Below are 20,988 nucleotides of genomic sequence, written 5' to 3'. Positions count from 1 at the left end.
TCGCGCTCGCCCTGCACCACGTGAATGTCGATCCCTGTCTGGTTGTCCACCCCGGTGGTGTAGAGTTCCTGCGCGCTCGCCGGAATCGTCGAATTGCGCGGGATGATCTTGGCCACCGCTCCGCCGTACGTCTCGATGCCCAGCGAAAGCGGAGCGACATCGAGCAGCAGCATATTCTTCACCCCGCGCGCCAGGATGTCCGCCTGCACGGCCGCGCCGAGCGCCACCACTTCGTCGGGGTTCAGTTCGACGTGCGGCTTGCGGCCGAAGAACTTCTCGACCGTGCTGCGGATCAGCGGCGTGCGCGTGGTGCCGCCCACCAGCACCACTTCGTCCATCTCCGTGGGCTGAAGCTGTGCGTCGGCCAGCGCCTGGCGCACCGGCTTCATGGTGCGCTCCACCACCGGCGCGATAAGCGCATCGAGCGCCGCGCGCGTGAATTCCCGCGCATAGACGGCGCCGCCCGCCAGCGGGAAGCGCAGCGTGGCTTTATCCCCGGCGGAGAGCTCGTGCTTCACGCGGATCAGTTCCTTGCGCAGCTCCTGCACGGTGTCCGCGCTCTTCGCGATGTCCACCTGGTGCAGCCGGAGAATCTCTTCGCGCACCTGAGCCTGTAGCAGGTTGTCGATGTCGTCGCCACCGAGGTGCGTGTCGCCGTTGGTCGAGAGCACCTGATAGATGTCGCCCTCGCCCGTGGAGATCAGCTTCAAGATCGAAATGTCGAACGTGCCCCCGCCCAGATCGTAGACCGCGACCTTGCCGCGCTGCTTTTCGTGCAGCCCGTAGGCCAGCGCCGCGGCCGTCGGCTCGTTCACCAGCCGCAACACTTCCAGCCCCGCGATGCGCCCGGCGTCCTTGGTGGCCTGGCGCTGCGCGTCGTTGAAATACGCCGGAACGGTAATCACCGCGCGGTCCACGGCTTCGCCGAAGTGCGCTTCCGCCCAGTTCTTCAGCTCGCGCAGGATGAACGCCGAAATCTCCGGCGGCGTGAACACTCTCTCCCCGAGGCGCACGCGAATCACGTTCTGGCTCGCGGCATCGATGCGGAACGGGAAAAGCTTCAGCTCCTCCTGGACGTCGCCCGGCCCGCGGCCCATCAACCGCTTCACGGAATAGATGCTGCGCTCGGACTGCGTGAGCAACCGCCGCCGCGCCGGTTCGCCGACGATGATGCTGCCGTCGGGATCCAGGCTCACGACGGAGGGGCACAGCGTCGAGCCATGCGGGCCCCGGATACACTGCGCGCGTCCCGTCTGCGGATCAAAGTACGCGACAAGGCTGTTGGTGGTGCCCAGATCGATGCCGACGATGCGTGTCATGGTCCTGACCGGTGACTCGGGAAAAACCGCAAGGCTGCCGCCCCGCGCTACTGCAACTCCTTTTGAACGTTGGTGACCAGATTTCGGATGTAGGAACGGCGGTTGAGCAGCTCGTTCATCCGGGACAATAGTTGCTTGCGCGCGGACTCATCCGCTTGGGCGTCGAACGCCGCGTCCCACTCGCGGGCCGCGCTCTGCAGCTGGGCGTCCACTTCCCCGAGCTGGGCCTGAAAACTCTTTTCCGCGGCCTGCAGCCGCGTCTGCAGCGCCGCCAGATCGCCGCCGGTAGCCTTGGCTTCGCGCAGCTCATCGAGCGATTCGTTCAGCTCGAAAACCTCTTCGAGCAGCTCGGGCGGGGCCTGCTGCTTGTGCTCGCCCTCCTTGCGCATGCCCTCGATGCCCAGCAGATATTCCAGGCGGGCCACGGGATCGCGCAGCGTGCGGTAGGCGTCGTTCAGTTCCGAACTGTGCTGGAGCGAGAGTTCGCGCTCCTGCTCGCTGGCCCTCACGAAATTGTCCGGATGCAGCTTCCAGCTGAGCTGCAGAAATTTCTTCTCCAGCGCGGGCAGCTCGACCCACAGCTTGCGCGGCATCTCAAAGAGCGCGAAGTAGTCGATTCCCCCGCGCAGCTGCACCAGCTTGCCGCAGCTCGAGCAGAAGTGCGTGCCCAGCGTGCGGTCGTGGCAGCTCCAGCAGACCAGCGGCGGATTCGTGATTGTGAACGGCGCGGCCATCTCTATTCCTGCGGCCGGAACCCCGGCCGAATTTCCTCTCATGGGCACAAAAAAAGTGGCTGGCGGATGCGGCGGCCAACCACGTGCCCGGCGCGGTCTGCCTGCAAGGCCCGGAAGTGCGCCAAACGCCAGTTTGTGCTGCTCCTAGGCGGTGAAGGAACTGCCGCAGCCGCAATTCCGCGCGGCGTTGGGATTCTGGAAGACGAATCCCTGGCGCATCACGGTGACTTCGTAGTCGAGCGTCGTGCCGCTCAAATAGAGAAAACTCTTGGGGTCCACGAAGATCCGCGCGCCGTGTTCTTCGAAAATCTTGTCGCGGTCACGGGCCTGCGTATCGAGGCGCATGGCATAAGAGAGGCCGGAGCAGCCCCCGCCCTGCACGCCGACGCGCAGCCCGCCGCTTTCCGCGGCTACGCCCTCTTTGGCCAGCAGCGCGCGGATTCTTTCCGCGGCGCGCTCGCTGAGGTGAATGACCGCGGCGTTAGGGGCCTGCGTGTTCGCATTGGCGACGTTCGTTTCCATAACCGGATGCCTTCTAGCCGCAGTGCGTCGTCCGCTCAGTGCGCGGACTTCTCCGCCACGGGCACTTCCAGGCCCTTCTTTTTCTTCCAGTCGTTGATCGCCGACTTGATGGCGTCTTCGGCCAGCACCGAACAGTGAATCTTCACCGGCGGCAGGGCCAGTTCCTTCACGATGTCCGTGTTCTTGATGGACAGGGCCTCCTCGACAGTCTTGCCCTTGACCCACTCGGTGGCCAGCGAGGAGCTGGCGATCGCCGAGCCGCACCCGAAGGTCTTGAAGCGCGCCTCTTCGATGACCTGCGTCTCGGGATTGATCTTCATCTGCAGTTTCATAACGTCGCCGCACTCCGGCGCGCCCACCAGGCCGGTGCCGACGTTGGGATCCTCCTTGGGCAGGCTCCCGACGTTGCGCGGGTTGTTGAAATGATCGACCACCTTATCGCTGTATGCCATTAGCCGACACTCCTTGCCAGATTTTCCGTGCTCAGAAACCCTGCGCGGCGTGCCACCTTGTCCGTCAGCCGGACATCGGAGACCGAAGCCGAGCGCCCTGCGGCCAGCTGCCGCAGCGCCTCGCGGATGAAGTCCGCGCCAATCCCCAGCACGCGCAGGAATTCCCGCACCTGCTGCAGTTCATGAAAACGCCGCACCCCTCCCGCTTCCTCTTCCGCGTTGTAGGGAGTAAAGGTCACCTGAAAAGCAGCCCCGCTGCCTCCGATGGACCGTTGAATTCGAATTATTCCGTCCTGTGTCATACACCTTTTCCTTATAAAGGCCCTTAGGCCGTTTGCCACTTCACCTTGCTGACGTCGATGCCCTCTTTCGCCATTTCATAGAGCGGAGAGAGTTCGCGCAGCTTGCTTACAACTTCCACGAGGCGGTTGGTCACGTAATCCACTTCCTCCTCGGTATTAAATCGTCCCAAACCGAAACGGATCGACGTGTGAGCCAGGTCTTCGCCCACGCCCAGCGCCTTCAGCACGTAGCTGGGCTCCAGCGTGGCCGAAGTACAGGCCGATCCGCTGGATACCGCGACGTCGTTGATGCCCATCAGCAGCGATTCGCCTTCCACGTAGGCGAAGCTGATGTTCAAATTGTTCGGCAGGCGGTGCTCCATCGAGCCGTTGATGAACAGCTCGTCGAGCTTGGCCATCAGCCCGTCCTTCAGCCGGTCGCGCAGCTTGCGCATCCGCGCGCCCTCCTCCGCCATTTCCTTCTGGCAGATCTCGCAGGCCTTGCCCAGCCCCACGATGCCGGGCACGTTCAGCGTGCCGGAGCGCATGCCCCGTTCGTGGCCTCCGCCGTCAATGATGGCCGAAAGCTGCACGCGGGGGTTGCGCCGGCGCACATACAGCGCGCCAACGCCCTTCGGGCCGTAAATCTTGTGCGCGGAGATGGCCAGCAGGTCGATGTTGTCCTTCTGCACGTCCACGGGGATCTTGCCCACCGCCTGCACCGCGTCCACCGCGAAAAACGCCCCGTGCTCCCGGGCGATCTTGCCGATCTCGGCGATGGGGTTGATCACCCCGATCTCGTTGTTGGCGTACATGATCGTGATCAGGATGGTCTTCGGCGTCAGGGCCTTGCGCACATCCTCGGGATCGACGCGCCCATCCTTCTGCACCGGCAGGTAGGTCACCTCGTACCCGTTCTTTTCCAGGCGTTTACAGGTATCCAGCACCGCTTTGTGTTCGATGGCCTGGGTGATGATGTGGTTGCCCTTCTCGCGGTACATCTCCGCGACGCCCTTGATCATCAGGTTGTCGGACTCCGTGGCCCCGCTGGTCCAGATAATCTCCTTGGGCGTGGCGTTGATCAGCGATGCCACCTGCGCGCGCGCCTGCTCCACGGCCTGCTCGGCGGCCCACCCGAAAGGATGGTTGCGGCTGGCGGCGTTGCCGAACTTCTCGGTGAAGTACGGCAGCATAGCCTCGAGGACCCGGGGGTCCACCGGGGTGGTCGCGTGATTGTCCATGTAAACGGGAAGCTTGACGGCCATATGCAAATTCTCCTAAAAAATTCCTAAGTTCGCAGCGCCACCAGCGCTGGTTCCTGCGGGTCCTCGCTCAATTGCGCGATGGTCACGGTGCTGAGTACCTGCAAAATGCTTTCGTTCACCCGCCGCAACGGCTCGCGGATCGAACACCGCAACGAGGTTTCACAATTACCGTGATTCGTCACGCACGAGGTAATCAGTACCGGCCCGTCGATCGCCGAAATCACTTCCAGGGCGCTCATCTGCGCCGGGTCGCGGGTCAACTGATAGCCGCCGGTCGCCCCATGGCGCGCCTGCACCAGACCTTCTCTGGCCAGCCGCTGCAGCACCTTGGCCATCAGCGTCCCCGAAATACCGTACTCTTCGGCTATTTCTCCCGCGCTGCAAGCGTGTTCTTCGCGGCGCGTGGCCAGGTGCTTGACGGCAATCAGCGCGTAATCGGCCTTCTTCGATAGCTTGAACATGTAGCGCTGCCACCTCGAAATGCGACTGTTTCAGTCGTATATAAGAATAACCGCAAATCATCTGCGCGTCAAGCTTATCTGGAGCCGAAAAGACATCTCTTCCCCGTCACAAATAATACGACCAATTGAGTCCTGTATACGATCATTTTCCCTCCAACTGCTATTCGCTGCAGTCAGTTGCACGCAGCAGCCAGCTAACGGTAACCGGCATCAGAAATCGGGGGCGCCGTGGTAGCCTACAAAGGCATCACATATTGACCGCTTCGCCGTTACGCATATAGAGGAGCAAGGTTCGCGCGATAGAGCGCAGGGGGAGAACTACTCTGAGGGTGACTCCGCGGAAGTTCAGCATTCTGCAAGCAGGTCTGCTCCTGGGAGCTGCGCTGGCCGGCACGGGGTGGCCGGCCGCTGCACAGCAGCGGCACGCAAGACCGTCTCCCTCCGCGCGCAAGCCAGAGTCCACGGCTGGCCCAGCGCCGCAGACCCTGATCGGTGCCGGGGATATCGTGAGTTGCCGCAGACCCGAGGACGCGCTGGCGACGGCCAAATTGATAGCCATGATCCCCGGCACGGTCTTCACCGCAGGGGACCTGGCGTACGGGAACGGCAGCGCGGAGGACTTCACCGTCTGCTACGAGCGGACCTGGGGCCGCTTCAAGGAACGCACGCGCCCGGCCCTCGGCAATCACGAATACAAGGCAGGTGGGGCCGCTCCGTACTTCGCCTATTGGGGCCCCGTCGCCGGTCCCGCCGGGAAGGGCTACTACAGCTACAAACTGGGCGCCTGGCACATCGTGGTCTTGAACACCAACTGCGATCAGCCCGGCGTGGGAGGCTGCGCGGCAGGTTCGCCGCAGGAGCAGTGGCTACGCAAGGATCTGGCCGAGCATCCCGCGGCGTGCATCCTGGCCTATGGCCATCATGCCCTCTTCAGCAGCGGGTTTTTCCCCAGCCACGCCATTCATCCGGAGCTTCGTCCGCTGTGGCAGGCGCTCTATGAGGCCCACGCGGAGATCGTTCTGGCCGGCCACGAGCACTCCTATGAGCGGTTTGCCCCGCAGAACCCGCAGGGCCGCGCGGACCCGCAGGGTGGGATCCGCGAATTCGTGGTAGGCACCGGGGGGCGGAGTCACACTCCGCTCGGGCGGCCCACGAAGAACAGCGAAGTGCGCAATGCCGACACCTTCGGCGTTCTCAAGCTGACCCTCGCGCAGGGCCGCTACACCTGGGAGTTCCTTCCGGAGGAGGGCCAGACCTTCCGCGACTCCGGCTCGGGGACCTGTCACCCGCGCTGAACCCGGCCGGCTGGAGCGAAGTTTTTCAGCGGCTCGGCATGGAAGACCTTGCGCGGCTTTGGTAGCACAGATTTCAGTCTCTGCTCTTCCCTCGCGCAGACATCGGCTGAAGCCGGTGCCGCTGGCATCCATCCCTCGATAAATTCAGGGCCAGCCGGAGCAGCTCTGCTGCGGCCAAATTGACCTGCTGGCAAAGTTTGCGGGGCGTTGTACCGCCCGGCTGGGTTAAAATACGGGGTCATTCCAACGGGAGCGCCGCGGGGCGCAGGCAGCCGCGGGCACACGGGCACACTATGTTGAAAACCTCCATCGCCATCTATCCCGGATCGTTCGATCCGGTCACCAACGGTCATCTGGATCTCATCGAGCGCGCCCAGAAGATATTCGGACACGTGATCGTGGCCGTGCTCCGCAATCTGGAGAAGCAGCCGCTTTTCAACGTCACCGAGCGCGTGGAGATGCTGCGCGAAGTGACCCGGGCGTGGCCGGGCGTGGAAGTGGAAGTCTTCGAAGGGCTGCTGGTGGATTACGCGCGCAAGCGCGAGGCCGGCGTGATTCTGCGCGGGATTCGCGCCATCTCCGACTACGAATACGAGCTGCAGATGGCCATGATGAACCGCAAGCTGGAGCCGCGCCTGGAGACCGTGTTCATGCTCCCGGGAGAGACTTACAGCTACCTGAGCGCGCGCCTGGTGCGCGAGATCGCCATGCTCGGCGGGCCGCTGACGGGGCTGGTGCCGCCGCAGGTCGAAGCGCGCCTGCGCGCCAAGACCGCGTAAGCAAGAACTGTGGCCGCTATGTGGTAACACATGGAGTTGGCCGCTTCACGGTCACCATTACGGAAGTTTAGAAAACGGCGGCGGCGAAGCGTAATTCTTCCGAGTTTCGAATTTCGCGTTTCGAGTTTCGCCAGGAGACTGCAGCCACACCAAAGAGCCAGGGGAGACAGCGTGCAACCGCAACTGACCAATCGCATCAACCGCATTTCCGTTTCGCCGACCGCCACGGTCATCGCCGAAGCCGAAAAGTACAAGGCCCGCGGCATCGACGTGGTGGACTTCGGGCCCGGCGAGCCGGACTTTCCCACTCCGGAACACATCAAGAAGGCGGCCATCCGCGCCATCGAGAGCGACAAATCCAAGTACACCGCCACGCCGGGGATCATGCCCCTGCGCGAGGCCATCTGCGCCTGGCACAAGCGCGAACTGCGCTCCAGCTTCGAGCCCCGGGAATGCATCGTCAACGTCGGCGGCAAGCATTCCATCTTCAACGTCGTGGGCGTGCTGATCCAGGCCGGCGACGAAGTCATCATCCCCGCGCCCTACTGGGTCAGCTTCCCGGACATCGTGAAATACGCGGGCGGCACCCCGGTGCACGTGGAGACGCGGCCGGAGGACGGCTTCAGCGTCAAGGCCGCGGCGATCGAGAAGGCCATCACCTCGAAGACCCGGATGATGATCATCAACTCTCCGTCGAATCCCAGCGGAGCCGTGGTGCCGCCGGCGGAGTACGAGAAGATCCTGGCGCTGTGCAAGAAGCACAACATCTGGCTGCTGGGCGACGAGTGCTACTCGCACTTCGTCTATGAGCCGCACAAGCCCTACTCCATCGCCAGCGCCGCCGGCGCCAAGGACAACGTCATCATCGTCGGCTCGGTCTCCAAAACCTTCGCCATGACCGGCTGGCGCATCGGCTACACCCTGGGGCCGGAAGCGCTCATCCAGGCCATGATCAAGCTGCAGAGCCAGTCCACCTCCAATCCCACCTCGATCGCGCAGTACGCCGCGCTCGAGGCCATGACCGGCACCATGGAAACCGTGCCGGCGATGCTCGCCGAATACGCCAAGCGCCGCAAGCGCATCCTCGAAGGCCTGCGCGCTATTCCCGGAGTCACCTGCATCGATCCCGGCGGCGCCTTCTACGCCTTCCCGAACGTCTCCGCGCATCTGGGCACTGGTCCGCAGTGCCGCGCCAGGGACGCCTTCGAGCTCTCCAGGCTGCTCCTGGAAAAAGCCCATGTCGCTCTCGTGCCGGGCGAGGCTTTCGGCATGCCTGGCTATCTGCGCATTTCCTACGCCACCTCCATCGCGCGGATCGAAGAAGGGCTGCGCCGCATCGAGCGCTTTCTCACCCGCGCCGAAGCCGCTTCATGAGCCATGGCCGGGCCTGAACTAACCCGCATCGAGCCGGTCTTCCGCCCGCGCATCTGGGGCGCGCGCTCCCTCGCTCCCCTCTTTCCGGAGCAGACCGGGCTCGCGCAGCCCGTCGGCGAGGCCTGGCTGACCGCGCTGGACTGCCGCATCGCCACTGGCCCCTACGCCGGGCGCGGCCTGCAGGCCGCTTGGCAGGAGATGAATCCGCAATGGCGCGGCACGCGGCTCACCGGCGCGGCGCAGTTCCCTTTTCTCGTCAAGTTTCTCTTCCCCACCGACAAGCTTTCCATCCAGGTGCATCCCCACGACGCCTACGCCGCCGCCCACGAGCAGGCCGCCGGCGGCCGCGGCAAGACCGAGATGTGGCACGCTCTCTCCGCGGAGTCCGAAGCCCGCGTCTTGGTGGGGCTGAAGCCCGGAACCAACAAAGAAAAATTTCTGGCCGCCCTGGCCGTGCAGAAGGCCGAAGAACTGCTGGAAAGCCGCTCCGTGCACCCCGGAGATACCTTCTACGTCCCCGCGGGCGCACCCCACACCATCGGGCCGGGCATGGTTCTCTGCGAGGTGCAGGAGTATTCCGACCTGACCTATCGCGTCTACGATTACGGGCGGCTGGACGATGCGGGCCAGCCGCGCGAGCTGCACATCGAAAAGGCCCTGGCGGTGATGAATTTCGGGAAGATTGCCGGGGGCAAGATCGCTTCCCTGCCCCTGCCCGCGCGGGGGATGAAGAAGTCGCTGCTGGCGGCCTGCAAATATTTCGCCACTGAGCGCTGGGAGTTTGCGCAAGCCGCGGAACTCTTCACCGACAAGGAGCACTTCAATCTTCTGGTGTTCCTGAGCGGGAGCGGAGAGATCAACTGCCGGGACGGCGTTGCGTCCTACCGCCGCGGGCAGGCTTGGTTTCTCCCCGCCGCGCTGGACTCCCCGCAGATCATCCCCGCGGAACCCACCACGCTGCTGCGCATTTACGTCCCGGACCTGCTGGCGCTGCGCAACCGCCTGCGCGATGCCGGCGAGGAAGACGCCGCCATCTCCAGTGTGGTCTTTGAATAGGGTGAACCGCTCGTGAAGAAAACCGGCCTCAGCGCGCATGCCGTGATCCTCGCCGGAGGCCGCGGCACGCGTTTCTGGCCACGCAGCCGCACGCGCTTCCCCAAGCAACTGCTGAACATCGCCGGCGCGGAAACCATGCTGGAGCAGACCGTCGCGCGCCTGCTCCCGCTCGTCCCCGCCGCCCGGATCTGGACGGTGACCAACGCCGAGCAGGCCCCGGCCGTCCGCAAGCAGCTCCCCGCCGCGGCCCGCCGCCGCGTGCTCACCGAGCCACTCGGCCGCAACACCGCCGCGGCCATCGCCCTCGCCGCTCTGCACGTACGCCATGCAGCCGGCGGCGACGCCCTTCTGGCGGTCCTCCCCGCCGACCACTACATTGCAAAGCCCGCTCCCTATCGCAAGATCGTCCGCGCCGCCCTGCACCTCGCCCGCGAGGCCGGCCGCATGATCGTTTTGGGCATCCCCCCGACGCGCCCGGACACCGGCTTCGGCTACGTCGAACGCATGGGCGACCCGCTGATGGCACAAGGCTTCCCGGCCTTCGCCGTCCGCCGCTTCACGGAAAAACCGGAGCTGGCGGCCGCCCAAGCCTATGTCGCCTCCGGCAATTACCACTGGAACGCCGGAATGTTCTTCTGGCGTATCTCTACCTTTCTTCAAAATCTCCAGCGCCATCTCCCGAAAACGCACGCCGCTCTCGAATCCCTCGCCGCAACCATCGGCACCCGCCGCTACCAGCGCCGCCTGCGCGCCATCTATCCCCAGCTCGAAAACATCTCCGTGGACTACGCCATCCTCGAACCCGCCACGCTCCAGCCCGGCGCCCCGCAGGTCTTCGTCATCCCCGCCGAGGTGGGCTGGAGCGACATCGGCTCCTGGGCCGCCGTCTACGAACTCTTGGCCAGGCAGCCCGGCGAAAACGTTTCCGCCAGCCCCTTCCACACCCTCGACGCCGAGGGCAATTTCCTCTGGAGCCCCGGAAAATTCGTCGCCGCCATCGGCGTCCGCGACCTCGTCGTCGTAGAGACCCCCGACGCGATCCTCATCTGCCCCCGCGACCGCGCCCAGGACGTCGGCAAAGTCGTGAAGTGGCTGGAAGCCCGCGGCAGAAAAGACCTCCTCTAGGCGCGCCCGCCCCTCCGCTCGCGTCCGGCCAATCCGGCTCTTGGCGGGCATTTCCTTTCGCGTATACTGCTCCACAATGACTGCGATTCGCTTTGGAACCGACGGCTGGCGCGGCGTAATCGCCGACGACTTCACGATGGACAACGTCAAGAAGGTGGCGCAGGCCATCGCCCGCTACGTGGTGCGTTGCGAGGACCCCCGCAAAGGCGTCCTGGTCGGCTACGACCACCGCTACGCCGCGGACCGCGCCGCGGCCGTAGCCGCCGAAGTGCTCAGCTCCACGGGCACCCCCGTCTGGCTGGCCGACAAGCCCTGCCCCACCCCCGCCATCTCCCTGCTCGTCCGCCAGCGCGGCGCCGCTGGCGGCATGATGGTCACCGCGAGCCACAATCCCTACCGCTGGAACGGCATCAAGTACAAAGCCACCTACGGCAGCTCCGCGCTGCCCTCCATCGTGGCCCAGATCGAAAAGGAACTCGAGCAGGTGCTGCGCCAGGACGTCCCCGCACTCCCCCCGCGCAAGGAACTGATCCAGTCCTTCGACCCCCGCGCCCCCTACCTCGCCACCATCGAAAAACTCGTGGACTGGGAGCGCCTCCGCGCCGCCAAGTTCCGCTTCCTGGCCGACCCCATGCACGGCTCCGCCGCCGGCCTGCTGCACGAGCTCTTCACCCGCAACGGCGTGGTTTGCGACGAGATTCGCGGCACCCGCGACCCGCTCTTCGGCGGCGTCAACCCCGAGCCCATCGAGCCCCACGTCGAGGCCCTGCGCCAGGCTGTGCGCGCCGGCGGCTACGACGCCGGCTTCGCCGCCGACGGCGACGGCGACCGCATCGGCGCCATGGACCGCGACGGCGCCTTCATCACCCCCCACCAGATCTTCGCCCTCCTCTTCCAGCATCTGGCCGGCGCCCGCCAGCTCCCCGGCGACGTTGTCAAAACCTTCTCCGTCACCAAGCTCATCGACAAGATCGCCGCCCAGCTCGGCCGCAAGCTTTACGAAATCCCCATCGGCTTCAAATACGTCTGCGAGCTGATGCTCGAGCAGAATATCCTCATCGGCGGCGAAGAGAGCGGCGGCATCGGCACCAGCCTGTACCTGCCGGAGCGCGACGCCACGGTCTCCGCGCTGCTCCTCGCTGAAGTCATGGCCTGGCACCGCAAATCCCTCGGCGCGCTGGTGGGCGCCCTGCACGCCGAGTTCGGCGAACACCACTACGGCCGCCTGGACCTGGATCTCCAGCCCGGGCAGAAGGAAAAAGCCATCGCCCGCTTTGCGGATGCCAAATTGGAGAAACTGCTCGACTGGCCCATCGTCCGGCGGGAAGATTTGGACGGCATCAAGGTGTATCTTGGAGACACCGGCTGGGCGATGGTGCGCGCCTCGGGAACGGAGCACGTGCTGCGCATTTATGCCGAAACTCCGCGCCCGGAAACCACCCGCCGCGTCCTCGAGGAAGTCGGCCGGCTGGCGCGCAGCGTCTAGGACGTGGCTCATGGAAACCGTCAATTTGCGGGAGAAATTCCAGCGCTTCAGCGATTGCTGGAGCCCTAAAATCATCGGGGAATTGAATGACAGCTATGTGAAGGCCGTGAAGCTCCAGGGCGAGTTCGTATGGCACCATCACGAGCGCGAGGATGAGTTGTTTCTCGTCCTCAAAGGCACGCTGAAAATGAAATTCCGCGGCCGCGAGGCAATCGTCCGCGAAGGCGAGTTCCTTATCGTGCCCCGCGGCGTAGAGCACCTGCCCGTGGCCGACGAGGAAACTCACGTCCTGCTGCTCGAACCGAAGTCCACCTTGAATACAGGAAACCTTACGAACGAAAGGACTGTCGCCACCCCGGAACGGATCTGAAGAATTTTCACGCGGGTCCGCAGCCAGACGGGGCGCACAAAATGATCATGGACCGCCGTTTTTACACGCTCGATGTATTCACGAGAACGCGCTTTGAAGGCAACCCGCTGGCGGTGATCACCGACGGCGACGGCCTCTCCCCGGCGCAGATGCAGGCCATGGCCCGCGAGTTCAACCTCGCCGAGACGGTCTTCGTGCAGAAGCCCACGGACAACCGCGCCCTGGCCCGCCTGCGCATCTTCACCACCCAGGAGGAGCTGAAGCTCGCGGGGCACCCGGTGATCGGCACGTGGTTTCTGCTGGCGGAACTGGGCGTGGTCCCCGCACAGGAAGGCGTAGTGCACGTACTGCAGCAGACCGGCGCGGGCGTGCTCCCCGTCGAGATCCACTTCCACGACGGCCGCCCGGATTTCGTGCGCATGATCCAGAAAGAAGCGACGTTCCGTCCCGTGAAGGTGAACAAGGGAGCGCTGGCCGCCGCGCTGGGCATCTCCAAAAGCGATTTCCACACCGCGCTCGAGCCCCAATTCGTCTCCACCGGCATCTTCAACCTCATGGTGCCGCTGCGCAACCGCGCGGCCCTGGCCAAGATCGAAGCCAACATGCAGGCCTTGCGCCGGGTCCTCGGCCGCAACGGCACGGTGGCCTATTGCTTCGTCCTGGGCGAAAAGGACAAGGCCTATGCGCGCAGCATGGTCCCCTGGGAACTGTACGAAGATCCCGCCACGGGCTCGGCGGCGGGCTCGCTGGGCGCCTACCTGGTGCGCAACGGCCGCCTGCTCCCGGGAAAGAAGCTGAGCCTGACGCAGGGCGTGGAGATGGGCCGCCCCGGCCACATCGAAGTGGAAGTCCTGCAAAGCGGAAAAAAGCTGGTGCCTCGCGTCAGCGGCGCCGCGGTTCGCGTTTTTCAGGGCACCATTCAGATCTGAGGCCCAGCCTCTGCATCCCCTGTGCTCCTGAGCTCCCGGCGGTTTTTGCCGGACCGATCGATCTCGGATTCCGACTCCTGTCGGAAAGGATCTCCACCACCCATTCTTGCAATCCGTAACGAAAGAACTGCGCAGGTTGGAGAAAAGAAAGGGCCGTCCCGGCTCCTCGGAACGGCCCTTTGTTCTTCGGAATCCCAGATGGGAAACAGCTTTTAGTTCTTGCCCGGGTTCGCCTTTGCCCGGTCGTGATGGAGATCGCGCTTGTCCTTGCGGATGTCGCGCTGGTCGGCGTTGCGGTCCCGGCGGTCGGCGTGTAGATCGCGGCGGTTGCGGTTGATTTGGCGCTGGTCCTGGTTGCGATCTTTGCGATCCTTGACGATATCTTTTCTGTCGCTGGCAACCTGGGAACTCTTGGCCCCGTATTTCCGCTTATCCTGCGCCAGGCCGTGCCTGTCGTGACGGATATCGCGCTGATCGCCGTTGCGGTCGGCGCGCTCGCCGCGGAGCTTGCGGCGGTCCTGGTTAATGTCGCGCTGGTCCTGATTGCGGTCGTGGCGGTCCTGGCGCAGGTCCCGCTTGTCCTTGTGGATGTCCTGTTTGACGCCGCCGGTCTTGTCCGGGCCCTGGGCATAAGCGCCGGCGGCCAGCAGGCCCGCGAGCGCCATTCCCAGCAGGCCGCGGCTTACGAATCGTTCAAGAGTCATCTTTATTTCTCCTGTAATTTCGTTCCGGGGTTACCACCACTCTAGGGGGATAAACACCCGGGGCGCAGGAAAGTTTTTCCGGGTTGCAAAAAAAGAAGCCTGTACGTCCGTACAGGTGCGCTGCGCGGGTCCGCGCGCTAACTGGGCAGGGTTTTGCGCACCGCGTCCAGAATGCCGTTGATGAACGGGGCGGCGTCGGCGCCGGAGAATTTCTTGGCCAGCTCGATGGCCTCGTTCAGCACGACTTTGTGCGGGGTCTCCGGCTGGCGCAGCTCATGGATGGCCAGGCGTAGGATGGCGCGGTCGATGGCCGCGAGACGCTCGATGCGCCAGTTTTCGGCGTGCTTGCTGATCAGCGCGTCCAGCTCGGCCACCTCTTTCGCCGCGCCTTCGAACAGCCGGTTGGCAAAGGCGCGGGTATTGGGCGCGGCCTTGGCCGCGCGCCAGAAGCGCTCTTCCAGCTTGGCCGGCTCCTCGGGGCTCATGTCCCATTGAAAGAGCATCTGCAGGGCAAATTCCCGGGATTTGCTGCGCAAGCTCATGTCAGCGGCGCGCCGCCTTCTTGCCTGAGGCGCGCGCCGCGGGCTGCCCCGCGAGTTTGCGCGAGAGCTGCGCCATCTCGATGGCCGCCAGTCCGGCTTCCCAGCCTTTGTTGCCGCCCTTCAGCCCGGCGCGGTCGATGGCCTGCTCCAGCGTGTCGCAGGTGAGCACGCAGAAGATGACCGGCACGCCGGTATCCATCTGCGCGAGCTGCAGCCCGCGCGCGGTTTCCGAACAGACGTAGTCGTAATGCGAGGTCTCTCCGCGCAGGACGCAGCCGATGGCGATGATCGCGCCGTAGCGTCCCGAGGCGGCCAGCTTTTTCGCGGCCAGCGGCAGCTCGAAGGAGCCCGGCACGTGCAGCACATCCACCTGCTTGTCCGTGGCCCCCGCGCGCTCCAGCGCATCCAGCGCTGCGGCCAGCAGCCGCTCGGTGATGAAGCTGTTGAAGCGGCTCACCACGACGCCAAAGCGCAGCCCCGCCGCACTCAGCCCGCCCTCGATTTTCCCAGCCTCTGCTTTTGCCATTGCCGCTCTGCGCCGTTCCTCTACTTCCCTTTGAACTGCGCCGCGCGCTTCTCGATGAACGCGCGCGTTCCTTCGCGCATGTCTTCCGTGGCGCAGCACAGCCCGAAGAGCGTGGCTTCCAGGAAGAGGGCCTCTTCCTGGGGCATTTCCGCGCCCCGCTCGATCGCTTCCATGCAGTACTTCACGGCCAGCGGCGCCTTCTCGATGATCTTCCTGGCTATGGCTTCGGCCGCCGGCAGCAGTTCCGCCAGCTCGTAAACGTGGTTGACCAGCCCGATGCGATAAGCCTCTTCCGCGGAAATCAGTTCCCCGGTGAGGCACAGCTCGTGCGCCACGCCCTTGCCGCACAGCCGTGTCAGGCGCTGCGAGCCGCCGTAGCCGGGAATAATCCCCAGCTTCACTTCCGGCTGCCCGAGCTTGGCGTTCTTGCTGGCCAGCCGGATGGAGCAGGCCAGCGCCAGCTCGCAGCCCCCGCCCAGCGCGAAGCCGTTGATCGCGCAGATGGAGGGCTTGCCCATGGTTTCCAGTAGATGCACGACGCTCTGGCCGAACAGCGAGAACTCCTTGCCGTCCACCGGCGTGCGCTTCGCCAGCTCGTTGATGTCCGCCCCCGCGACGAATGCCTTCTCGCCCGCGCCGGTCAGGATCAGCACGCGCACCGCGGCGTCGTTCCGCGCATCCAGCAGCGCGTCGCGCAGCTCCTCCACCGTATGGCGGTTCAGGGCGTTCATCACCTGCGGCCGGTTGAAGGTGATGCGCGCGATGCTGTCTTTCTTTTCATAAAGCAGGTTTTCATAGGCCATGGCGTTGCTCCGCTAAATGGGATGGAAACTCGAAAGTCAAGAGTTACAGGTTCATCGGCTTCGGCTTCTGCGGATCGGAATAGTCGTAGAAGCCGCGCCCGGTCTTGCGCCCGTTCCAGCCCGCCAGCACCATGCGCTTCAGCAGCGGCGGCGCGGCGAAGCGCCGCTCGCGGAACTCCTCGAACATGATGTTGGCGATGTAATACGTCGTGTCCAGACCGACAAAGTCCAGCAGCGTGAACGGCCCCATGGGGTAGCCGCAGCCCAGCTTCATGGAGTTGTCGATGTCCTCGATGGACCCGGCGCCCTCTTCCAGCGCGCGGATGGCGTCCAGCAGATACGGCACCAGCAGGCGGTTCACGATGAACCCGGTGCTGTCCGTGGCCCGCACCGGCGATTTCCCCAGCTTGGTGCCGAAGGCCACCATCTCTTCGTAGACCTCCGGATCGGTGGCGATGGACTTCACCACCTCCACCAGCTTCATCACCGGGACGGGATTGAAGAAGTGCAGTCCGACGAAGCGCTGCGGCCGCTTGGTGGCCGTGGCCATCTCGATGATGGTCAGCGAAGAGGTGTTGCTGGCGAAGATCGTCGCGGGCTTGCAGATGGCGTCGAGCGCCGCGTACAGCTCGCGCTTGGCGGGCAGCTGCTCGATGATGGCTTCCACGATAACGTCGCAGTCCTTCAGGTCCTCGAGATTCGTGGTGCCCTTGAGCCGGCTGCGGATCTCATTCCGGGCTCCATCCGTGATCGTCGCCTTCTCCACCAGGCGCGCCAGGTTCTTCTCGATGCCTTTCAGGCCCTTCTCCACCAGTTCGCCGCTCACTTCGCGCACCACCGTCGTAAACCCCGCCTGCGCGGACACCTGCGCGATGCCCGAGCCCATCAAGCCACAGCCGATCACGCCTACTTTTTGTATTGCCATACAGACCCCCGCTTCCTCCGCGGCCAGGTACAACCCGCCGGAAATCAAAGAGTTTAACAGAAACCGCTGCTCTTAGCTGTGCAGCGCCTCGACGATTATGGCTATGCCCTGCCCGCCCCCGATGCAGGCGCTGGCCAGCCCGTAGCGCAGATTGTTGCGCCGCAGTTCATGGAGAATGGTGAGCACCAGGCGCGTCCCGGAAGCGGCCAGCGGGTGGCCCAGGGCGATGGCTCCGCCGTTCACGTTGGTCTTGTCGCGGTTCAGCCCGAGAACCTTCTCCACCGCCAGATACTGCGGCGCAAAGGCTTCGTTGACCTCGATGCGGTCCATCTGCTCCAGCTTCAGCCCCGCGGCTTTCAGCGCCGCCTGCGAAGAGGGCACCGGCCCGATGCCCATGATGCTGGGGTCCACGCCCGCCGCGGCCCAGGAGATCACCCGCCCGATGGGCTTCAGCCCCCGCTCCTTGGCGGTCTTCTCGCGCGTCACCACCACCGCCGCGGCTCCGTCCACGATGCCGCTGGCGTTCCCCGCGGTCACGATGCCGTCCTTGCGGAACGACGGCGGCAGTTTTTCCAGCGATTCCATCGTCGTTTCCGGACGCCGATGATCGTCCTCGCTCACGGTGATGACCTTCCTCCCTTCCTTTACCTCCACGGCCAGCAGTTCTTCCTTGAACCGCCCGGCCTTGTAGCCCGCCTCGGCGGCCTGCTGGCTGCGCAGGGCGTAGGCGTCGGCGTCGCGCCGCGTGATGCCGTGCTGCTCGGCAAGTTTTTCCGCGGTCAGCGCCATCGGCAGATTGCAGAAGGAGTCCGTCAGGCCCACCATCAGCGAGTCTTCCATCGGACTGCTGCCCAGCTTCAACCCGCTGCGCGCTCCGCGCACCACGAAGGGAGCCTGGGTCATGTTCTCCATGCCCCCGGCCAGCACGAACCGGGATTCCCCCAGCAGCAGCCGCTGCGCCGCCTCCACGATGGCCTCGATCCCCGACCCGCACAGCCGGTTCACCGTGAGCGCGGGCGTCTCGATTTTCAGCCCGGCCTTGAGCCCCACGTGGCGCGCTCCGTAGATCGCGTCGGCGCTGCTTTGTATCACGTTGCCCATGATCACGTGATCGAATTCGCCGGGCTCCACTCCGGAGCGCCGGATGGCCTCCTTGGCCGCGTACGCCCCAAGATCAATCGCCGAAACATCCTTGAACGCCCCGGTATACCGCGCCATCGGCGTGCGCGCTCCGGCGACAATCACCACATCGGTTGGAAACATAGAGTCCTCTCTGTTCTTTGCTGCTTAGGGTTTGGGTGTGTCCGGGGCCACGACGGCGTCGCCGCCCCGCTTCCGCGCCTCTTCCAGGGAAAATTCGGCGCGGTTGATCAAATCCGTGACGATATCCTCGCTGTCGTACTCCGGCCGCGGCACGGCTTCCACAATCGCGGCGCTCATCGTCAAGGGCGCGCCATCCCACGGCGGGCGCACCGCGGCTGCGGCCCGGCGCAGCTTGTCGGCCAGGTTGCGCGCCCCGGGAAGCGCGGTGTCCGGCAGAATGAACGCCAGTGACCACGCCGTGTATTTCACGGCTACATCGTTGTGCCGCACGATGGGCTGCAGCGAGCGGGTCAACTGCTCCAGATAGCGTTCCAGCGGGGATTCCCCCTGTTGCCGCAGGATCTCCGCGCCGCGGTCAATCTGCAGGATGGTCATGGACAGCGCCGTGCCCTGGCTCCGCGCGCGATCCGCTTCGGAGAGCAGGCAGCCCTGATAGGAGGTGCGGCTGAGCAGCCCGGTGCGCTCGTCGGAAACCCCCATGCGCCGCACCAGCGAACGCAGCCGCGTGTGGCTGACGCTCATCAGCATCTGGTCCCCGATGGCCTGCAGGAAATACGTCTCGTTGGGCTTCCACTGGTGCGCCTCTGCGTGCGCCACGATCAGCATGCCCGCGGGCACCTGGGTCTCTTTGTCCGTCAGCACCACGCCGAGGGCCGTCGTCAGCCCCAGTTCCACCAGGATGGAGCCCGGCTCGGCCTCGATGATCAGTCCGCCCAGGGCGTCGGGGGTGGCCTTTTCCATTTGCGCGATCAGGAAAACCACCTGCGCCCCGGGAGCCGCCTTGATCCCTTGCGCACAATACTCCGCGGCCATCTCCGGTGCGCGCCCGGGCGCGCCGATCACCGCAAAGCAACGCGCCGTACGCAGATACGTCCCGGCCTCGTTGACCGCCGTGCTCAGCATGGCCCGCGGCGTCTGCTGCCGGTAGATCTTCTGCGTGACTTCGGTGATCTTCGTCAGGTCGCGCAGCGTCTCCGCGCTGTAGATGCCGGTCCTGCCGGTAACCGTGACCCCCTCGCCAGACCCTACCGGCATGGCCGCCACTTCCGCCTTGACCCTGGGCCCTCCCGATGGCCACCAGTTGGCGCTCTCGTACAGCCCGCGCAGCCGCGCGTTGTTTTCTTCCTCCCCGGGAAACAGGGCCGCGATTTTCTGCAGCTGTTCCACGGCTTTGTTCTGCAGCGAATACTGAATGAAGATCTCCGTCTGCACGATCAGATCTTCGAGCGTCTGTTGCGTGCGGCCGCCGGAAGAGAGCGCTTGCTGTGCCGGCCCCCCGGAGGAACTGCCGTCCGTCGCCGGGGCCAGGGATGAAGTGGTGCTGGCCAGGCGCGCGGCCAGGGTCTTTAGAGCCGCATTGTCGATGTGCCCGCGCAGGCGCTCCAGCCGTTCCTGATTCCGGTAGTCGTAGGCGTCGATATCCACCAGCCGCTCCAGCGACTCCCGGGCCTTCTGCACGTCGCCGCCGTTCAGATACAGATCGAACAGGCGCAGCAGGATCTCGAAGTATTTGGATTCCCGGTTGATTTCGTTGTACAGCGCGGCCCAGAACTCCAGGATCGGCAGCGAATCGGGATGCCGCTCGGCCACCGCATCCAGTTGCGCGGCGAACTCGTTCTGGGCCCGCGCCGCGAACATCTTGCGCTTCACGGCCTGCAGGAGATCGACGGCCTTGGCCTCTTCCTTGGCCCCCGCATAGCGGTCGGCTAGATCGAACAGGCGCGCTATGGCTCCGTTCTTTTCTTTTTCCTTGCTCAGCCGCTCGAAAACGCTGCGCGCGCGGTCCAGCTGCCCGGCCTTCATCAGCGCGTCCCCGAACGTCTCCAGAAATGCGTCGTCATTCTCGGAAACGGAGAAGGGCTCCAGCAGCGCCGCAGCCTCCCCCGCCGCTCCCACCCGCAGCTTGGCTTCGGCATACAACAGGGCCACGCTGCGCTCGTTGGGAGCCAGTTGGTAGGCGCGGCCCAGCAGCTTTAGGGCGTCCTCTTCGGCGCCGGTGGCGGAGGCCAGCTGCCCGGCGCGCAGAAACGCGCGCACCGCGATGGCATTCTTGCCGATGCGCTCCGCGCTTTCTGCCAGGCGCAACTGCCGGGGAAGATTCTCGGGATCCAGCTGCGCGATGCGCTCAAAGCAGAAGAGCGCGTCTTCTTCGCGCCGCCCCGTGGTGAACAGATCGGCGGCGCGGGTGAACTGCTCGATGGCCTCTTCCGCGCGGTTCTGCTTCTGCAGCAGAAAGGCGTAGCGCGCGATGCGTTCGGGGGGATGTTGCGCCGAGGAGGGCTTCAGAAAGCGGTTGTAGATGGCCAGGGCCTTGGTCTCGTCGCGCCCGTCCACCAGCAGGTCGAAGAGCAGGCCGTAATAAAACGCCGCGCGCTCCGGCTTCTCCAGCCGGGCATAGAGGTCCCCCAGCGCCTGGGTCGCTTCCTGGTGGTTGGGCGCCTCGTTCAGGACCGCCTGATACGCCTCGATGGCTTCCTCGACGCGATTTTTCTCGAGGCACCTCTTGGCGCGGTCCAGATGTTTGCTGACGTCTACGGCCATCGAAACGGGTTGCCTTCTGTAGAGGCGGCTTTCCGCCGCCACTGCGGAGCGCGCCGCCGGCCGCTGGCCGCCCGGCGCGCGAACGGAACCTCCCAACTATACTCCGCCACCCCGGAGCGGGCAAAACCGCCCCTCCGCCGCGATGTAGTATGCGCCACCGTCCCGCCCCCGTTCCC

General features: G+C 64.9%; 22 protein-coding genes. 8 read left to right on the top strand and 14 right to left on the bottom strand.

Annotated features, from left to right (window positions below):
• The 7 genes from LAN61_12840 to LAN61_12810 all read right to left on the bottom strand — a co-directional run.
• On the bottom strand, positions 1-1,319 hold a 1,319-nt coding region (locus LAN61_12840; GenBank protein ID MBZ5541395.1), incomplete at its 3' end, for an Hsp70 family protein.
• Positions 1,320-1,366: 47 nt separating this feature from the next.
• Complete coding sequence (gene hscB / locus LAN61_12835) at positions 1,367-2,053, bottom strand: Fe-S protein assembly co-chaperone HscB (protein ID MBZ5541394.1); 687 nt, start codon at positions 2,051-2,053, stop codon at positions 1,367-1,369.
• A gap of 144 nt (positions 2,054-2,197) precedes the next feature.
• Positions 2,198-2,575 (bottom strand): iron-sulfur cluster assembly accessory protein, encoded by a 378-nt coding sequence (locus LAN61_12830; protein ID MBZ5541393.1) that lies wholly within the window; start codon positions 2,573-2,575, stop codon positions 2,198-2,200.
• A gap of 35 nt (positions 2,576-2,610) precedes the next feature.
• Positions 2,611-3,027: a Fe-S cluster assembly scaffold IscU gene (gene iscU, locus LAN61_12825; GenBank protein ID MBZ5541392.1), complete on the bottom strand. Its 417-nt coding sequence runs from the start codon at positions 3,025-3,027 to the stop codon at positions 2,611-2,613.
• A complete protein-coding gene (locus LAN61_12820; GenBank protein ID MBZ5541391.1) occupies positions 3,027-3,329 on the bottom strand; it encodes a hypothetical protein in 303 nt (100 codons plus the stop codon). The genes iscU and LAN61_12820 overlap by 1 nt, the downstream gene beginning before the upstream one ends.
• Positions 3,330-3,352: 23 nt before the next feature.
• Complete coding sequence (locus tag LAN61_12815; protein MBZ5541390.1) at positions 3,353-4,573, bottom strand: IscS subfamily cysteine desulfurase; 1,221 nt, start codon at positions 4,571-4,573, stop codon at positions 3,353-3,355.
• Positions 4,574-4,596: 23 nt separating this feature from the next.
• Positions 4,597-5,034, bottom strand: a complete 438-nt coding sequence (locus LAN61_12810; GenBank protein ID MBZ5541389.1) for an SUF system Fe-S cluster assembly regulator — start codon at positions 5,032-5,034, stop codon at positions 4,597-4,599.
• Positions 5,035-5,540: 506 nt separating this feature from the next.
• Here LAN61_12810 and LAN61_12805 point away from each other — a divergent pair.
• From LAN61_12805 to LAN61_12770, 8 genes are all read left to right on the top strand, one after another.
• Positions 5,541-6,329, top strand: a complete 789-nt coding sequence (locus LAN61_12805) for a metallophosphoesterase (GenBank protein MBZ5541388.1) — start codon at positions 5,541-5,543, stop codon at positions 6,327-6,329.
• Between the two features lie 293 nt (positions 6,330-6,622).
• A complete protein-coding gene (coaD, locus tag LAN61_12800) occupies positions 6,623-7,108 on the top strand; it encodes a pantetheine-phosphate adenylyltransferase (protein MBZ5541387.1) in 486 nt (161 codons plus the stop codon).
• Between the two features lie 30 nt (positions 7,109-7,138).
• Complete coding sequence (locus LAN61_12795; protein MBZ5541386.1) at positions 7,139-8,482, top strand: pyridoxal phosphate-dependent aminotransferase; 1,344 nt, start codon at positions 7,139-7,141, stop codon at positions 8,480-8,482.
• Between the two features lie 3 nt (positions 8,483-8,485).
• On the top strand, positions 8,486-9,538 hold the full coding sequence (locus LAN61_12790) for a class I mannose-6-phosphate isomerase (protein MBZ5541385.1): 1,053 nt from the start codon (positions 8,486-8,488) through the stop codon (positions 9,536-9,538).
• A gap of 12 nt (positions 9,539-9,550) precedes the next feature.
• The gene (locus LAN61_12785; GenBank protein MBZ5541384.1) at positions 9,551-10,663 is read left to right on the top strand and encodes an NTP transferase domain-containing protein; all 1,113 of its coding nucleotides are present in this window, start codon (positions 9,551-9,553) and stop codon (positions 10,661-10,663) included.
• Positions 10,664-10,739: 76 nt separating this feature from the next.
• Complete coding sequence (locus LAN61_12780; GenBank protein ID MBZ5541383.1) at positions 10,740-12,149, top strand: phosphoglucomutase/phosphomannomutase family protein; 1,410 nt, start codon at positions 10,740-10,742, stop codon at positions 12,147-12,149.
• 10 nt (positions 12,150-12,159) lie between these two features.
• Complete coding sequence (locus tag LAN61_12775; protein ID MBZ5541382.1) at positions 12,160-12,519, top strand: cupin domain-containing protein; 360 nt, start codon at positions 12,160-12,162, stop codon at positions 12,517-12,519.
• 47 nt (positions 12,520-12,566) lie between these two features.
• Positions 12,567-13,448, top strand: a complete 882-nt coding sequence (locus LAN61_12770; protein ID MBZ5541381.1) for a PhzF family phenazine biosynthesis protein — start codon at positions 12,567-12,569, stop codon at positions 13,446-13,448.
• 212 nt (positions 13,449-13,660) lie between these two features.
• Here LAN61_12770 and LAN61_12765 read toward each other — a convergent pair whose 3' ends face one another.
• From LAN61_12765 to LAN61_12735, 7 genes are all read right to left on the bottom strand, one after another.
• Positions 13,661-14,152, bottom strand: a complete 492-nt coding sequence (locus LAN61_12765; protein MBZ5541380.1) for a hypothetical protein — start codon at positions 14,150-14,152, stop codon at positions 13,661-13,663.
• A 137-nt stretch (positions 14,153-14,289) separates the two neighbouring features.
• On the bottom strand, positions 14,290-14,694 hold the full coding sequence (nusB, locus tag LAN61_12760; protein MBZ5541379.1) for a transcription antitermination factor NusB: 405 nt from the start codon (positions 14,692-14,694) through the stop codon (positions 14,290-14,292).
• Position 14,695: 1 nt separating this feature from the next.
• The gene (ribH, locus tag LAN61_12755) at positions 14,696-15,220 is read right to left on the bottom strand and encodes a 6,7-dimethyl-8-ribityllumazine synthase (GenBank protein MBZ5541378.1); all 525 of its coding nucleotides are present in this window, start codon (positions 15,218-15,220) and stop codon (positions 14,696-14,698) included.
• Positions 15,221-15,240: 20 nt separating this feature from the next.
• Complete coding sequence (locus LAN61_12750; protein ID MBZ5541377.1) at positions 15,241-16,023, bottom strand: enoyl-CoA hydratase/isomerase family protein; 783 nt, start codon at positions 16,021-16,023, stop codon at positions 15,241-15,243.
• Positions 16,024-16,066: 43 nt separating this feature from the next.
• Positions 16,067-16,948, bottom strand: coding sequence for a 3-hydroxybutyryl-CoA dehydrogenase (locus LAN61_12745; protein ID MBZ5541376.1), 882 nt, complete (start codon positions 16,946-16,948; stop codon positions 16,067-16,069).
• Between the two features lie 72 nt (positions 16,949-17,020).
• Positions 17,021-18,211: an acetyl-CoA C-acetyltransferase gene (locus tag LAN61_12740; GenBank protein MBZ5541375.1), complete on the bottom strand. Its 1,191-nt coding sequence runs from the start codon at positions 18,209-18,211 to the stop codon at positions 17,021-17,023.
• Positions 18,212-18,235: 24 nt separating this feature from the next.
• Complete coding sequence (locus tag LAN61_12735; protein MBZ5541374.1) at positions 18,236-20,908, bottom strand: diguanylate cyclase; 2,673 nt, start codon at positions 20,906-20,908, stop codon at positions 18,236-18,238.
• Positions 20,909-20,988: the final 80 nt, after the last annotated feature.

The organism is Terriglobia bacterium (assembly GCA_020072785.1).
Classification (GTDB): domain Bacteria; phylum Acidobacteriota; class Terriglobia; order Acidiferrales; family UBA7541; genus Acidiferrum.
This window is presented reverse-complemented; position numbering and strand designations above follow the sequence as displayed.